At 55.2% G+C, this 16,391-nt stretch carries 14 protein-coding genes (1 of these 14 running past the window's edge); 5 read left to right on the top strand and 9 right to left on the bottom strand.

What is annotated here, in order from left to right; translation table 11 throughout:
• Positions 1-741, bottom strand: partial view of a ketol-acid reductoisomerase gene (ilvC, locus tag AS19_RS02515; protein ID WP_035459332.1) — the 5' portion only. Its footprint begins 276 nt before the window's first position; 741 of the gene's 1,017 nt are visible here — the first part of the coding sequence; it begins with the start codon at positions 739-741; the stop codon falls past the left edge of the window.
• Between the two features lie 188 nt (positions 742-929).
• Here ilvC and ilvY point away from each other — a divergent pair, with 188 nt between their 5' ends.
• Positions 930-1,817: an HTH-type transcriptional activator IlvY gene (gene ilvY, locus AS19_RS02510; protein WP_046961668.1), complete on the top strand. Its 888-nt coding sequence runs from the start codon at positions 930-932 to the stop codon at positions 1,815-1,817.
• Positions 1,818-1,881: 64 nt separating this feature from the next.
• Here the strand turns inward: ilvY and AS19_RS02505 are convergent, their stop codons facing one another.
• The 4 genes from AS19_RS02505 to AS19_RS02495 form a co-directional block, all read right to left on the bottom strand.
• Positions 1,882-3,342, bottom strand: coding sequence for a hypothetical protein (locus AS19_RS02505; RefSeq protein WP_231860936.1), 1,461 nt, complete (start codon positions 3,340-3,342; stop codon positions 1,882-1,884).
• Positions 3,343-3,352: 10 nt separating this feature from the next.
• Entirely contained in the window at positions 3,353-3,724 is a 372-nt protein-coding gene (locus tag AS19_RS14190; RefSeq protein ID WP_197463556.1) for a hypothetical protein, read from the bottom strand.
• Positions 3,725-3,937: 213 nt separating this feature from the next.
• Positions 3,938-4,429, bottom strand: a complete 492-nt coding sequence (ilvN, locus tag AS19_RS02500) for an acetolactate synthase small subunit (protein ID WP_011587768.1) — start codon at positions 4,427-4,429, stop codon at positions 3,938-3,940.
• Positions 4,429-6,150: an acetolactate synthase 3 large subunit gene (locus AS19_RS02495; RefSeq protein WP_011587767.1), complete on the bottom strand. Its 1,722-nt coding sequence runs from the start codon at positions 6,148-6,150 to the stop codon at positions 4,429-4,431. Before AS19_RS02495 ends, ilvN begins: the two co-directional genes overlap by 1 nt.
• A gap of 472 nt (positions 6,151-6,622) precedes the next feature.
• On the opposite strand from AS19_RS02495, the gene AS19_RS02490 reads away from it, so the two are divergent.
• Positions 6,623-7,084: a DUF4124 domain-containing protein gene (locus AS19_RS02490; RefSeq protein WP_011587766.1), complete on the top strand. Its 462-nt coding sequence runs from the start codon at positions 6,623-6,625 to the stop codon at positions 7,082-7,084.
• 80 nt (positions 7,085-7,164) lie between these two features.
• On the opposite strand, the gene clpB is transcribed toward AS19_RS02490, so the two are convergent.
• From clpB to rluD, 3 genes are all read right to left on the bottom strand, one after another.
• Entirely contained in the window at positions 7,165-9,762 is a 2,598-nt protein-coding gene (gene clpB / locus AS19_RS02485; RefSeq protein WP_011587765.1) for an ATP-dependent chaperone ClpB, read from the bottom strand.
• A gap of 294 nt (positions 9,763-10,056) precedes the next feature.
• Complete coding sequence (gene pgeF / locus AS19_RS02480; protein WP_011587763.1) at positions 10,057-10,803, bottom strand: peptidoglycan editing factor PgeF; 747 nt, start codon at positions 10,801-10,803, stop codon at positions 10,057-10,059.
• 89 nt (positions 10,804-10,892) lie between these two features.
• Positions 10,893-11,864: a 23S rRNA pseudouridine(1911/1915/1917) synthase RluD gene (gene rluD / locus AS19_RS02475; RefSeq protein WP_011587762.1), complete on the bottom strand. Its 972-nt coding sequence runs from the start codon at positions 11,862-11,864 to the stop codon at positions 10,893-10,895.
• Between the two features lie 68 nt (positions 11,865-11,932).
• Here rluD and AS19_RS02470 point away from each other — a divergent pair, with 68 nt between their 5' ends.
• The gene (locus AS19_RS02470; protein WP_011587761.1) at positions 11,933-12,751 is read left to right on the top strand and encodes an outer membrane protein assembly factor BamD; all 819 of its coding nucleotides are present in this window, start codon (positions 11,933-11,935) and stop codon (positions 12,749-12,751) included.
• Between the two features lie 102 nt (positions 12,752-12,853).
• Here the strand turns inward: AS19_RS02470 and AS19_RS02465 are convergent, their stop codons facing one another.
• Positions 12,854-14,479, bottom strand: coding sequence for an NAD+ synthase (locus tag AS19_RS02465; RefSeq protein WP_011587760.1), 1,626 nt, complete (start codon positions 14,477-14,479; stop codon positions 12,854-12,856).
• 122 nt (positions 14,480-14,601) lie between these two features.
• On the opposite strand from AS19_RS02465, the gene AS19_RS02460 reads away from it, so the two are divergent.
• Positions 14,602-14,844, top strand: coding sequence for a PP0621 family protein (locus AS19_RS02460; RefSeq protein ID WP_011587759.1), 243 nt, complete (start codon positions 14,602-14,604; stop codon positions 14,842-14,844).
• Positions 14,834-16,387, top strand: coding sequence for a PAS domain-containing sensor histidine kinase (locus tag AS19_RS02455; protein ID WP_046961667.1), 1,554 nt, complete (start codon positions 14,834-14,836; stop codon positions 16,385-16,387). The genes AS19_RS02460 and AS19_RS02455 overlap by 11 nt, the downstream gene beginning before the upstream one ends.
• Positions 16,388-16,391 lie beyond the last annotated feature (4 nt).

Below are 16,391 nucleotides of genomic sequence, written 5' to 3'. Positions count from 1 at the left end.
GTTCATGTTAGCGATGCCACCTTCGTACATCAGATCAACAATCAGCTTAAGCTCGTGAAGACACTCGAAATACGCCATTTCTGGCGCGTAACCCGCTTCGGTCAGGGTTTCGAAGCCCGCCTTCACCAGCTCAACAGCCCCACCACACAGTACCGCCTGCTCGCCGAACAAGTCGGTTTCAGTTTCGTCCTTGAACGTAGTTTCGATGATACCGGTACGGCCTCCGCCCACACCACAGGCATAGGAAAGAGCCAGTTCTTTAGCGCTGCCGGACGCGTCTTGGAAAATCGCGATCAGGTCGGGGATACCGCCACCCTTGGTGAACTCAGTGCGCACAGTGTGGCCCGGCGCTTTAGGAGCGATCATGATCACGTCCAGGTCCGCACGCGGTACGATCTGATTGTAGTGAATAGCAAAGCCGTGCGCGAAGGCCAAGGTAGCCCCCTCTTTCAGGTTCGGCTCAATGTCGGACTTGTACAGGTGCGCCTGGAACTCATCAGGCGTCAGCACCATTACCACGTCAGCGGCGGCAACGGCGGAGGGTACGTCAGTTACGCTAAGGCCATGGGCTTCAGCTTTGGCAATGGAAGTAGAACCAGTACGCAGCCCGACAACGACGTCTACACCGGAATCTTTCAGGTTACAGGCGTGGGCATGGCCTTGAGAGCCGTAACCGAGAATGGCTACTTTCTTGCCTTGGATAATGGAGAGGTCGCAATCCTTGTCGTAATACACTTGCATGCTCATAGCTCTGACTCTTTATAAATAGAAGAAAAAGGTAAAGGCCCGATACACATAAAGCACCAGCCTGATGGGCCGGTACTTTAGGGGATTCACATCATTGCGTAAAATGATATATTTGAAACACCACATTCCTTATTCTGCAACACAGCAAGTGTCTCACTCCTTCAGCAGCAAGCGGATACCTGATGGACACCAAACCCCTGCGGCTGTTCCTGACCCTAGCCGACACCCTGCACTTTGGGCGCACCAGCTCCATGTGCCACGTAAGCCCTTCCACACTCAGCCGTACCATTCAACAGCTGGAAGAAGAGCTGAACGTGCCATTGCTCTACCGTGACAACCGCAGCGTTACCCTGACTCGAGAAGGCCAACGCTTCCAGGAATATGCCCGCGACACACTGATGCGCTGGGATGGCCTGCGCCATGCATTACAGGAGGATCGCCGCATTCTGCAGGGTGAGCTGCGCCTGTATTGCTCCGTGACCGCCAGCTATAGCTTTCTCTACGATCTACTCAGCAGTTTTCGGCACCAATACCCTCGTATCGAACTAAAGCTGCATACTGGCGACCCGGCTCAAGCCGTGCAGCGCATCCAGCAGGGCGAAGAGGATATCGCGATCGGCGCACGACCTGATCACCTCCCCAGCGGCATCGCCTTTAGGCCCATTGCCCGGTCCCCTTTACTGTTTATTGCCCAGGCCGGACAAACCCAGTTGGCGGAGCGGCTCAACGGTGTAGCCAACCACGCGGACTGGAAAGACATTCCCATGATTCTCTCGGAGGAAGGGTTGGCACGGGAACGGGTGGATCGCTGGTTTCGCCAGCTTGGCGCGAAGCCGCATATCTATGCTCAGGTCAGCGGCAACGAAGCCATCGTCAGTATGGTCAGCCTAGGATTTGGGGTGGGCGTGGTGCCGAAGATTGTGCTGGATAACAGCCCGCTAGCCGGACGCACCCGATCATTGGATGTGCAGCCCGCCCTTGCACCTTACGAAGTAGGGCTGTTTACCCAGGAGCGGCGCCAAGAAGAACCGCTCATTAATGCGTTTTGGTCACAATTAGGTGATACCTGACGCCAGACAACAAAAAACGGCTCACTCTTGGAGCCGCTTCGGGAGGGAGACCGAGCAAGACGTGTTACAGTACCGGCTCATCTCCCGCGGTGCCGCCATTGCTAGGCTTCCCTTCGGCATCGTCCGCTGCCTGCTCCTGGCGCAGATACCCGGCAGCGTCCTCATCAGCTCCCGCCGTCGGCAGTGACACCTGAGCTCGAGTTTGCTGATTGAGCTGATAAATTTGCGATGCATTACCCAAATCCCTCTCACTTGTAATCGACGCGATGGACTCGCGGTCCTTCAAGAAAGTGACCACATCAGCCCTAATTGAGGCTAACGCTTCTGGAGCCTTATGCATTTCCATCACGTAACGCGGGAATTCAAGGTTACGCATACCAGTGGCTGCGAACGTGGACGTCACCAACCTTGAGACCACAATCCAGGGTGTAATGCTGCTGCGTATTAAGGTATTTTCTGAACGAGTACTATCATGGATGCCCGTACCCGTGGACATTTTCGACTCCGTAAATGTGCCTTCACACTTGAAGTAAATCATCACCGATTCGAACTGCATTTCAGAAAAAACCAAGTGGGCCGCTCCGCGTAACAGCGCCGCGAAAGCTCTAAAAATAACGCCCCACACCAGTAAATTCACCGCCAACGACAGTGCACTGCTATCACCAGACAACAACGCCTCCACCGATACGCCTTGCTGGGCCAAAGCCTCGTAAAGATCCACCGTGGCAAACGCTAACCACAAGGTTAGTCCTGTCGCTATCAGCACTAAGATATTACCCCCGATGAGCAGAGCCATTCGTACTTTGTCAAAACCTGTCCCCAAGTTCATCGGTTTCACTTTCGGCTGGATTTCCTGGATCATCTCACCCTTGAATCCCCCCTTGCCCTCCACCTGTTCAACCAATTGCGGGTCCAGTTCCCGATACACCCGGTTAGGCACTTCCTTATAACGACGGTTAGCCATAACTAGATTATCTAGGTTGATAAAAATTTCATTGGGGTGCACCGACTCCTGCCAATTTTCCCGCAACTCAGACACTTCCGACACCGGATTCGCCAACGCCAAACGACGACGAAGCAGCTGATAAATGCCCACGCTAGCCACTGCAGCAAACAGCAATGACACCAACAAATACGTTAACGGATAAAGGCCGTCGAGCACGCTAATCCACTGCTGCCACTGCTGAATACCCACATTGCCCACTTGGGAAACCGAGCCCAGCATAAGACCCACCATCACCGGCAGCACAATAAACACCGCTATCACCATAACCAGGTCGCCACCGCCCATGGACTCCACCTGCCGTTCCGGATGCCGAGCAATAGCGCGACCGGCTCTCCACCACAACACAATCACATAAATGCTCAAGATCACCGAATAGAGGGGAAAGATCACGGTACCCATATCACCGACAAAACCCGCCAGCGTGACAAACGCCACAAACAGATACGCCATGATAGCCACTGCTGTTTTCACCCAGGCGCCAAATAAGCGCTGCCCAAGGTTACGAATGGGATACGGCATGAACAACAACTTAGGAAGTAGACTGTGCAGCGCGCGCCAGAAACCCTTCTGGCTCCACAAAAGTGGGATTCTTACGACCAATCAACATTTCTTCTAGCGTACTGCCTTTGTAGCCCACATAACGGGACTCTTCCTGCGCAGTGCTGCTTTCCGAGGGGCTGTAATTATAGGCCAGCGAGGTGGGATGGTTACGACCTACAAAATAGCGCAACATGGCAAAAGCACCCCCACTCAAGGCGCGAACCCCGCCCCCTAGAAGCACAACCGCAAACACTATATAAATCCAGCCCGCCACGGTATTTTCCTTCACCGTTGCCGCCGCTATCAGCAGCACAGCCAGCCCCACACAAGCACTCAGCCCACCCGTTACCGCAGTAACCAAGCCTTCTTTTTAAACGGGTTCCGCAGCCCCAAATCAATGGACCCATAATCAAACGCCATAGCGACTCTCCTTTCCTTGGTGCGGCCGATTAGGCCGTGCGCTTTTCCGTGAATCGATTCTAAAGACTTTTATGTTGCTATCATGAAAAACAAAAAAAGCCGCTCCGAAGAGCGGCTTTTGCATCTAGCATTCAGCGTCAACCGCTGAGCACGACTACAAGCTCAAAACCTTCTCACCACGGGCAATGCCGGATACTCCAGACCTCACCACTTCTAGCACCTGGGTTTCCCCAATAGCACCAATAAAGGCGTCCAGCTTGTCCGATGCACCCGTAAGCTGAATGGTATACACCGTACTAGTCACATCCACAATCTGGCCACGGAAGATATCCACCGACCGCTTCACTTCAGCCCGTTGGGCACCGGTAGCCTTCACTTTGATCAACATCAGCTCGCGCTCAATGTGCGCGCCTTCTGTCAGGTCCACCAGCTTGACCACTTCGATCAATTTGTTGAGGTGCTTAGTAATCTGTTCGATCTTCAGATCATTACCGTAAGTGGTCAGCGTCAGGCGAGACAGGGTGCTGTCTTCCGTAGGTGCTACCGAAAGGGTTTCAATGTTGTACCCCCGCTGGGAGAACAGACCGATTACCCGGCTCAGTGCGCCCGGCTCGTTTTCCATCAGGATAGAAATAATTCGACGCATCAGGTCCGCTCCGTCTTGCTCAACCACATATCACGCATGGAACCGTCTGCAATCTGCATAGGGTATACGTGCTCGGTGGAATCAACATAAATATCCATGAATACCAAACGGTCTTTCAGGGCAAAGGCTTCATCCATAGCCGCGTCCAGATCCTCAATCTTGGTGATCTTCATGCCCACATGACCATAAGATTCGGCCAGCTTGACGAAGTCCGGCAGGGACTCCATGTATGACTGGCTGTGACGGCCGCCGTACTGCATGTCCTGCCATTGGCGAACCATGCCCAGCGCCTGGTTATTAATGTTGATGATTTTCACCGGCAAGCCATACTGCAGGCAGGTGGACAGTTCTTGGATATTCATCTGAATAGAGCCTTCGCCCGTCACACAGGCCACCGTCGCCTCGGGGAACGCAAACTGCACCCCCATGGCCGCCGGCAAGCCGAAGCCCATAGTCCCCAGGCCACCGGAGTTGATCCAACGGCGAGGCTTGTCGTACTGATAGTACTGGGCTGCGAACATCTGGTGCTGACCCACATCGGAAGTCACATAGGCATCACCTTTGGTTGCCTTATATAGCGCCTGCACCACCTGCTGGGGCTTCATGGGACCATCTTCGTTGATCTCATAACGCATGCCATGCACCTTGCGCCAGCCGTCGATCTCTTCCCACCAGCGCTCAAGCGCCTTGCGGTCCGGCTCGCCACCGTGCTCATCCAGCGCCGCCAGCATCTCTTCCAGCACCTGCTGCACCGGGCCCACGATGGGGATGTGCGCCATGATGTTTTTAGAGATAGTCGCCGGGTCGATATCGATGTGAATGATCTTGGCGCCCGGGCAGAACTTCTTCACATTGTTAGTCACCCGGTCGTCCAGACGGGCACCCACAGCCAAAATCACATCCGAGTTATGCATGGTCATGTTGGCTTCATAGGTGCCGTGCATGCCCAGCATACCCACGTTCTGACGGTCGGTACCGGGAAAGCCCCCCAGCCCCATCAGGGTATTGGTCACCGGGAAATTAAGCCGGTGGGCCAACTGGGTCAGCAACTCGCTGCCTTCACCCTGCACCACGCCACCGCCGGCATAAATCACCGGGCGCTTGGCTTTCATCAACTCGTCCAGCGCCTTACGGATCTGCCCGGAATGGCCGCGGCTCACCGGAGAGTAAGAGCGCATCTTCACTTTCTTGGGATACTCGTAGGGATTCTTGACGTTCGGTGCCGTCTGATCCTTAGGAATATCCACCAGCACCGGGCCGGGACGGCCGGTGGTGGCGATGTAGAAGGCCTTCTTCATGATTTCGGGAATGTCTTTGGCATCACGAACCATGAAACTGTGCTTCACCACCGGACGGGACACACCAATCATGTCCGTTTCCTGGAAGGCATCATCACCAATCCAGTCAGAACGCACTTGCCCGGACAGCACTACCATAGGAATCGAATCCATAAAGGCCGTAGCCAAGCCAGTGATCGCATTAGTCGCGCCTGGCCCGGACGTCACCATGACCACACCGGCCTTGCCGGTGGCACGGGCATAGCCGTCGGCCGCATGGGTGGCCGCCTGCTCATGGCGGACCAGAATATGGTTGACCTTGTCCTGCTGGAACAGCGCATCATAAATGTGCAGTACGGACCCTCCGGGATACCCGAAGATGTACTCCACTCCCTCGTCTTGCAGCGCACGGACCACCATTTCCGCGCCGGATAACATTTCCACGGTTGCTACCTCAAATTTAAATGCATACTACCCACTGCCACGCAGCGGGACGGTGTTTTGGCTGGCTGTTGAACAGCCTGCTAGCTTGCTGCCTGCGGAAAGCACCGTATTTAGGTGCTCTGGAGCCCTGTCGGAGGTGGCCGACAAGAACACAGGCGGGAGGACTACACGGAAGATCTGCAAACCTGAAAGGGAATACTCCCGCTTTAGGAATGAGAAACCTCCGGAGGCTCCCACAGCGGGACGAGAGTGCAGTGGTACTGCTGGCAGGACATCGCGGTAACGGTGCCCCGGGTCCCGGCCTCACACACGCCGGTAAGCGAATGCGGGTCCCGATCTCCGGAAAGTCATAATCTTCGCAGAAATGTGCAGTCAATCAAAGCCCTTGGTCGACTTTAGGTTGCAGAAAATCCCCTTCTCACGTCATGCTAAAGTCTGATGGATCAACCGAAATCATAAGAAGACGGACATCATGACAAAATTCAGCCTGTTTCTCGGCGGCGCCTTACTTGCCCTTTCGAGCCTGAGCCCGGCGGCCAAGTTCTATAAATGGGTAGACGACAAAGGCGTTACCCATTACGACGCCCAGGCTCCACAGGGCGCGAATACGACCGAAATAAACACCCGCGCCACTGCCAGTTCGAGTCAGAGCGAGGCCATCGAAGCCCTTGAGACCAAAAGGAACGCGGCACAAAAAGCCAAAGAGGCTGCCGCGAGTCAAGCCAAGGAGCAAAAGCGACTGGAAACGGAACCAGAAGCGGTCGCTCAAGAACGCTGCGAACAACACCGCAAGAATCTGGAAACCCTGACCAACAAGCCCACCGTACGGCGCAAAAACCCGGAAACAGGTGAACTGGAAGTGATCGACCAGCAAGTTAGAGACGAGATGCTCGCCGAGACCCGTAGTGCCTTGGAGAAATGCGAAGGCCGCTAAGCTGAGACTAAAAGCCCGCCCACAAAAAAGCCGCCGGCGTTACCACCGGCGGCTTTTCTTTACTTGGCCCAAAGGGACGATTAACGGCCAAACGTAAACCGCCCCTCTTCCACATCCACGTGAATGGTATCGCCCTGAACGTACTCGCCTTTCAGCAGCGATTGAGCCAGCGGATTTTCCAACTGCTGCTGGATAGCCCGCTTAAGCGGACGAGCCCCGTAGACGGGATCAAAACCGGCATCCACCAGCTGATCAAGCGCCGCATCACTCAGCTCCAGGCTCATTTCCCGCTCCGCCAATCGCTTGCGCAAGAAACCCAACTGAATGGACGCAATGCCCTTGAGCTGATCTTTGGCCAGCGGATGGAACACCACGGTTTCATCTACTCGGTTGAGGAACTCCGGGCGGAAGTGGTTACCTACCACCTCCATCACCGCCGATTTCATCGTTTCATAATCACTAGCAGATTCGGCATCAGAACCTGCCAGCTTCTGAATCAGATCAGAACCCAGGTTGGATGTCATCACCACCACAGTATTGCGGAAGTCCACGGTACGGCCTTGGCCATCCGTCAGGCGACCATCATCGAGCACCTGCAACAGAATGTTGAACACATCCGGGTGGGCTTTTTCCACCTCGTCCAGCAACACCACCGAGTAAGGTTTACGTCGCACTAACTCGGTGAGGTAGCCGCCTTCCTCATAACCCACATAGCCCGGAGGGGCACCGACCAGCCGAGCCACGGAATGTTTTTCCATAAACTCAGACATGTCGATGCGAACCATGGCCTCTTCGGTGTCGAACAGGAAGTTGGCCAGCGCCTTACAAAGTTCCGTTTTACCCACCCCGGTGGGGCCCAGAAACAGGAAGCTGCCGTTGGGTCGATTTGGATCTGACAACCCTGCCCGGGAGCGGCGTACCGCATTAGCCACCGCCTCAACAGCCTCATTCTGGCCGACCACCCGATCATGCAAGGCATCTTCCATACGCAGCAACTTGTCTTTCTCACCTTCCAACATTTTCGATACAGGAATGCCGGTCCACTTGGCCACCACCTCAGCAATTTCCTCGTCGGTGACCTTGTTACGCAGCAGCTGCGTCTCAGTTTGGGCTTGTTCTTCCCGGTCCTGGGCATCCTGAACTTTCTTTTCCAGTTCCGGAATTTCGCCGTACTGCAGTTCGGACATACGGCTCAGGTCGCCGGCGCGACGGGCCTGCTCCAGCTCCACACGAGCCTGCTCCAGCTCCGCCTTATATTCGGCTGCGCCCTGCAACGCGGCTTTCTCCGCCTGCCAAATTTCCTCTAGATCCGCGTACTCTTTTTCCAGCTCATCAATCTCATCTTCCAGCTTTTCCAGCCGCTTGCGGCTGGCATCATCGTCTTCCTTGCGCAGCGCTTCACGCTCCATTTTCAGCTGGATCAAACGGCGATCTAGGCGGTCCATTTCCTCCGGCATAGAGTCGATTTCCATACGGATACGGCTGCCGGCCTCGTCGATCAGATCAATGGCCTTATCCGGCAGTTGTCGATCGGTAATGTAGCGATGACTCAAGCGAGCAGCGGCAATGATGGCGCCATCGGTGATGTCCACGCCATGGTGAACTTCGTAACGCTCTTTCAAGCCCCGCAGAATGGCAATGGTGTCTTCCACCGTGGGCTCATCCACCAGCACTTTCTGAAAACGACGCTCCAGCGCGGCATCTTTCTCAATGTACTGCCGGTATTCGTCCAGCGTGGTAGCACCCACACAGTGCAGCTCACCCCGAGCCAGTGCCGGCTTGAGCATATTGCCCGCATCCATGGACCCTTCACCCTTGCCGGCGCCGACCATGGTATGCAGCTCATCAATGAAAAGAATGATGCGCCCTTCCTGCTTAGCCAACTCGTTGAGTACCGCTTTCAAGCGCTCTTCGAACTCTCCTCGATATTTAGCACCCGCGATCAGCGCGGCCATATCCAGCGAGAGCACTTGCTTGTCCTTCAAGCCTTCAGGGACTTCGCCATTCACAATACGCTGAGCAAGGCCTTCGACAATGGCGGTCTTGCCCACCCCGGGCTCACCGATCAATACCGGGTTGTTCTTGGTGCGACGCTGCAAGACCTGAATAGTACGGCGAATTTCGTCGTCCCGGCCGATCACCGGGTCAAGCTTGCCGGATTCCGCTCGCTCGGTCAGGTTCACGGTGTACTTATCTAGCGCTTCACGTTTGTCTTCCGCGTTGGGATCGTTCACCGTTTCGCCCCCTCGTACTTCAGCAATTTTTTCAGCCAGCACCTTACGAGTGACGCCGGCATTCTTAAACAGCTTACCCAGCTCACCGCTATCGTCACAGGCCGCCAGCAACACCACTTCCGTAGAAAGATACTGGTCACCGCGCTGCTGAGCTTCCCGGTCGGCAATATTCAGCATCCGCCCGGTGGCTTGTCCCATCTGCACATCACCATTGAAGTTAGTCACCGTGGGCAGCTTGTCCACAGCCATGTTCAGGGCGGTAATCACATCGGCAACGTTGGCGCCTGCTTTTTCCAACAACGGCCGAGCGGCGCCTCCCTGCTGCTGCATCAACGCCAACATCAGATGAACTGGCTCAATGGTGCTATTACCCTGCCCCACGGCCAAGGATTGCGCGTCTGACAGCGCTTCCTGCAGGCGGGCAGTGAGTTTATCCATTCGCATTGTATCGCTCTCCTATCCGGTCGTGATCCACACAACGCCTCCCTGTCGGCAAGGCCAATGTGATCACCGGTTATCTATCAACTGAATCATAGATGGGTCCGATTGGGCCAGCTTCAAGGTTAATTGTTTTTTGGAAATAGCGAATTGATACCGCGCAATAACAAGCATGACCATAGCCTTAAAGCAAAGAGGCCGCGCCCAATCCTGGATCGCAGCCTCTTTGTTTTTGGATAAAAGAAAAAACAGCCCATATAGCGGAGTCCACTCACCCTCCCCGCTTAACAATCCCTGTTTTCATCCATCAAGCCAGATCAGTGAGGCGAACCGACCCGTTTGGCCTTCCTTACGATAGGAGTAAAAGCGGGACAAATCACAGGCCGTGCAAAGATCTCCACCATGAACATCGTCGATGCCCAACAGGGCCAGCTCAATAATGGCAGCGTGGGCCACAGAAAACCGCCAATGATTAGGGGTAGCATCTTTCTTGAAGGCAGGCTCAAAAGCCGGGCGACCCATGGTGAAAGCGCGATACACGTCATCCCCCACCTGATAACACTGCCCACAAATGGCCGGCCCTAGCCAAGCACTCACTGGCTCACCGCTGGGAGCAATACGAGCGACCCCTTCGGCGATAATGCCCGCTTGCAAGCCGCGCCAACCGGCATGCACCGCCGCCACCGCCGTGCCATCCTTGCGAGCGAGCAACACGGGCAAACAATCAGCCGTCAGCACGACACAAGGCCAACGCTGCTGATCGGTCCAAACACCGTCTGCCTCATTATTCTGCTCATCTGCCCGCATCACCCGTTTGCCATGGACCTGCCACAACCAGGCCGCAGGATGATCCGCCTGTAATTGTTTCTCCACATGGTGGCGCGCCCGCTCCACTCGCTCAGGCTGGTCACCACAATTCAGCCCCAAATTTAAACCGTTCCAAGGTTTAGGGGAGAGATCGCCAGCCCGGGTGGTCACACATACCCGCACTGCCGGGTGTGGATTCCAATCCGGGCACAACCACTCACTCTTGTCCGGTAGTGACATTTCCGGCTCCTTGATCATGAAGGGGCGCAGGCCCCCTTCCCCCGCTCATATTGAACAACACGCCTGATTGAGGCTAAGCGGGGGGTGACCTATTCGTCTTTGATGTCATTTTCCAACGCGACAATCAGGCTAGTCATATCCGCCGGCAATTCAGCTTGAAACTCACAATACTCTCCCCTAGCCGGGTGGATCAGCCCCAATTTCCGGGCATGTAGCGCTTGGCGGGGAAATTTATGCAGCGCCTGACGCAACGCTTCGGTGGCACCGGCTGGCTGCTTGAGGCGACCTCCGTAGAGCGGATCACCCACCAGCGGATAGTTGCGATGGGCCATATGAACGCGAATTTGATGGGTACGACCGGTTTCCAGTTGCACCTGAATCCGGGTGTGAGCCCGGTAACGATCAAGCACCCGGTAGTGAGTCACCGCATTTTTTCCGCCGGTTTTCACTACCGCCTGCTTCTTACGGTCCACCGGATGACGCCCCATGGGCGCATCCACCTTGCCACCGCCAGTCATCACCCCCACCGCAATGGCCTCGTATTGCCGAAACAGACTTTTATCTTGTAGTTGCGCCACCAGGCTCTGATGAGCTTCTAGAGAACGGGCCACCACCATTAACCCGGTAGTATCACGGTCCAAACGGTGAACAATACCCGCACGGGGCAGGCTGTTAAGGCGTTCGTCCAAGTGAAGCAACCCGTTAAGCAATGTGCCATCTGCGTGGCCTGCGGCCGGGTGAACCACTAGCCCGGTGGGCTTGTTAATCACGATCAGGTCGTCATCCTGATAGACCACATCCAGATCGATGGACTGAGGCTGATCATCCAATTCAGGCTCAATTTCCACCTCCAGAGTCAGCGATTCATTACCGGTCAGCTTCTCTTTGGGCTTGGTCTGGGCACCGTTGACCGTCAACACACCATTCTTGATCCAAGTCTGCAGGCGCGAGCGAGAAAAGCCCTCGAACAGCTCCGCCGCTACCTGATCTACCCGCTGCCCGGCGTGCTCCGGCTTCACCTGTTCGGTGCGCTGAATTTTTTCGCCGCCAAGATGTCCCATATAAAAGGTTCCTCAACCTGTGCTTAAATACCCAATTCGCGAATTGTAACCCGTTCAACGAGGAAAGAATGCCACGACTTTTATGGCCACTATTGTGTCTACTGATTCTGGCCGGCTGTGCCGCTAACCCTGAAGATCGCCCGGAGCTCACCGAGGCCGATCAATATCGGGAAGCCCGCGAGTCCATTGAATCGAAAAACTATCTGACGGCCATCGACCAGCTCAAAGAGCTGGAGGCGCGTTTTCCGTATGGAGATTATGCCGAACAGTCCGCACTGGACCTGATTTACGCCCAGTACAAATCTGTGGACTACCCAGCCACAGTGGTAGCGGCACAGCGTTTCATGCGCAACCATCCCGCCCATCCGCGCATGGATTATGCGCTCTACATGCGCGGGCTGGCCAACTTCAATATGGAGAAGGGCCTGTTTGACAATATGGTTGCCTCCGACCGCTCCAGCAAGGATATGGCTGCCGCAAAAGACGCCTTCCGCGACTTCGAGCGCTTGGTCAGCCGCTTTCCGGACAGCGAGTACGCCCCTGACGCTCGCGCCCGCATGGTACATATCCGCAATCAACTCGCCCGGCAGGAACTCCACGTGGCACGCTATTACGCGCGGCGCGGCGCCATCGTCGCCTCTCTTAACCGAGCGCAGTATGTGGTAAAACACTATCAGCATACCCCAGCCGTGGAAGAAAGCTTGGCCATTATGGTGAAAGGCTACCAACGGCTAGAGCTCCCCAAGCAGGCTGAAAAAAGCCGCGCGGTGCTGGCCCTGAACTGGCCCAACAGCACCTTTCTAGATGACGACAAACACGTAGACCTGGCTTGGTGGCCAGATGAGGATAACGGCTTACTCAGTTTGCTGACATTCGATTTGTTATAACATGCTGCACGCAAACAGAACGCCCGACGCCTAACGAAGAAAGCCCGCAATAGCGGGCTTTTGGGTGTTTACCTAGTAGCAAACATCTTGCGCCACAGCCACTTAATCTCCCGGCCGCCAACCGTTGGTTATTGGATAGCGCCGGTCCTTGCCGAAAGCCCGGCGGCTAACGCGCGGCCCCACGGCAGCCTGGCGACGCTTATACTCGTTGCGGTCCGTGAGTTTCACCACCCGATACACTGTTTCTCGATCAAAACCATCACGAATCACCGCTTCGGCGCTCATGTCCTGCTCCACGTAACGCTCCAGAATCGCGTCCAGCTCGTCGTAATCAGGCAGAGAATCACTGTCCACTTGGTCTGGAGCCAACTCTGCGGATGGAGGGCGCGTAATCACCCTGTCGGGAATAATTTCCGCCCCAGCCTGTTGGTTGCGCCAACGACACAGGTTAAACACTGACGTCTTGAAGACATCCTTGAGCACCGAGAAGCCTCCCGCCATATCGCCATACAGCGTGGCATACCCCACCGCCATTTCGCTCTTGTTACCCGTGGTCAACACGACTGAACCGTTCTTGTTGGAAAGCGCCATCAACAGCACCCCGCGACAGCGAGCCTGGAGGTTTTCTTCGGTTGTGTCCCGGGAGGTGCCTGCAAACGGCTCCCTGAGAATATCCATAAACCCATTAAACGCTGCCTCGATCGGCAATACCCGGTAATGGACGCGCAGGGTTCGAGCCTGTTTTTCTGCGTCTTCCAGACTCATGGCAGAGGTATACTGAAATGGCATCATCACCGCCTCCACCCGTTCCGGGCCAAGGGCATCCACCGCCACCGCCAGGGTCAGAGCAGAATCAATCCCCCCGGACAGTCCCAATAGAGCGCCCTTGAAACCGTTTTTGTTCACATAATCACGGGTTGCCAATACCAAAGCCTGGTACATACCCGCCTGCGGCCCTGGCAGCGGCAACACCTCACCACGGGGCTCACAGTGCCCGCCCTGGCATTGCACATCCACCGGCACCAGTGCTTCGGTAAAACTAGCAGCTTGCACACAGCGATTACCCTGGCTATCGCAGACAAATGAGGCCCCATCAAAAACCAGCTCATCCTGGCCACCCACAAGATTGCAATACAACACCGGCAAGCCAGTCTCCCGGCAACGGGCTTGTACCTGGTCGAAACGTTCGTCTGCCTTGTTGATGCGATAAGGAGAGGCATTCAAATTCAGAATCAGATCGGTGCCTGCCTTCTGTAACTGGGCCGCTGGGCCAGCGTGCCAAATGTCTTCACAAATGGTAATACCCAGCGTCCAGCCATCAATATCAAAGGTGCAAGCATCCTTGCCCGGCTGAAAATAACGTTTTTCATCAAACACCCGGTAATTGGGCAAGTGTTGCTTGAAATACTCATGACGGGGACCAGTCTCACCCGGGAACATCACCCCCGCCGCATTACGACGATGCCCGTTGCGTACCGCCGGATAGCCCAGCACTACGGGCACCGAAATCGCCGCACCGATATCTGCGAGGGCCGCATCGACCCGACTGTTCAGACTCGGGCGCAGCAGAAGATCTTCTGGCGGGTAGCCGGTAAGCATTAGTTCCGGGAACAGCACCAAATCTGCCCCTAATAATCGACGAGCTTCGTCTGACGCGGCAATAACGCGCTGGGCGTTGCCTTCGATATCGCCCACCAGCGCATTCTGCTGGGCCATAATAATTCGCATGATCAACCGGCCTTTCCTCAAGTGAGCGCTGATTGTACTCTTTAGCTGGCGATCGATGAATGCGCTAGAAACACGTAACCCGACCGCACCTGACAAAAACAGCAAACAATAAAGGGGGCTCCATGGGGCTAATTCGCCTGATTATTATCGCCGCGCTGATTTATCTAGCCTGGCGGGTTATGAAACAACTGCTGGCCCAGGCCCGGCCCACAGCGCCCGACAATAGCACCAGTAACCCGCAGATCATGGTGAAATGCGCACAATGTGGCGTTCATGTTCCAGCCCCCGACGCTTTTAGTCATGGCGGGCTGCATTTCTGCAGCCAAGAACATCAGCGCCAATATCTGGAACAGCATGATCGCTAGCCAAGGCTGGACACCGGCACGCATCTATAATGTTTACCGCATTGCCATAGCTTGCGTGCTGCTATTACTACACTACGGGCCAGATAAGGCTCTGCTCGGCACCCATTTCCCCGCCCTCTTCGAAACAACCCTTTTTGTCTACTTGGGCCTGACGCTGGCCTCCGCCACCCTGGACAATAACCGGCATAGACGAGCATTTCCTGCCTGGGCACAACCGGCCGCGCTCATCAGTGACCTCGGGATGCTAACACTGGTAGTGCATTCCAATGGCGGACTAGAAGGCGGTCTTGCGGTGCTTTTGTTGGTGACCGTTGCGGCTGGCAACATTCTTTTACGCGGTCGACAAGGCTTTCTTATCGCGGCACTGGCAACCCTGTCCGCCATGTTCGAGCAGTTCTATTTTTCCATCCATACACAGCACTCATCCCCGTTCGTGCTGACTGAATCGAGCCTGCTCGGCATTGCCTTCTTCATGGTATCGCTGATTATTCAGCAAATCGCGCATCGCCTAGAACAAAGCGAAAAAGTCACGCGGCAGCAACAGGTTGCTATTGAACGACTGGAAGCACTGAACCAACAAATTGTGCAACGTATGCGCACAGGCGTTTTGGTGTTCGACGACGGTTTTCAAGTTCTCATGTCCAACCAGTCCGCCAACAATCTGTTCGACAGCCCGATGCTAGGCAAGCACCTACCCGACGCATTAGCCTCCCGTTTTCATCGTTGGCAAGATAATCCCCTTCTGCCTTTACCTACCCTGCGCGTCTCGGAGCAGTCTCCCGTGCTGAGCCCACGGTTCGCACAGCTGGATACCGGACATGAAAACCTGACACTGCTTTTTCTAGAGAACACCGCACAAATCGCACAGGAAGCCCAGCAAATGAACCTAGCTTCTCTCGGGCGCCTATCTGCCACCCTAGCCCATGAAATCCGCAATCCTCTCAGTGCCATTAATCATGCCTCCGATCTCTTGCTTGATGGAGACCCAAGCCAGGAAGACCAGCACCTATTACAAATAATCCGCAACCATGTAACTCGGGTGAACGGCATTATTCATGATGTACTAGACCTTTCACGCAGACCGAAAGGGCAAGCTGAACGATTCATTCTGCCAACACTAATTCAGGAAGTAACTGAGCAATGGAAAATCAAAAACACCACCGGACGAATTGCTCTTCATTGCCAACCGGATATGGAAGTGCGCTTTGATCGCAGTCAGCTGATCCAGGTGCTGGATAACCTGATCGGCAATGCACTGCGCCATGGCGGCGATTTCTGCGAGGTGAGTCTGCATTGTGGCCACCATGATCGTACCGGTCTTCCTTGGCTAAGAGTTCAAGATAACGGCCAGGGTATCAGCCTTGAGGCCAGGGATTATCTCTTCGAGCCCTTTTACACCACCGCCAAAGACGGCAATGGCCTTGGCCTTTATCTGTGCCGCGAACTGTGCCATGCCAACCAAGCCACACTAGACCTGGAGGAAAGCTCGAAAGGAGCCAGCTTTGTGATAACCTTTGCTCACCCGCACCGACAATTTCAATAACAGA

Origin of the sequence: Alcanivorax sp. NBRC 101098 (assembly GCF_001010505.1) — a bacterium.
In the GTDB taxonomy this organism is placed as follows: domain Bacteria; phylum Pseudomonadota; class Gammaproteobacteria; order Pseudomonadales; family Alcanivoracaceae; genus Alcanivorax; species Alcanivorax borkumensis.
This window is presented reverse-complemented; position numbering and strand designations above follow the sequence as displayed.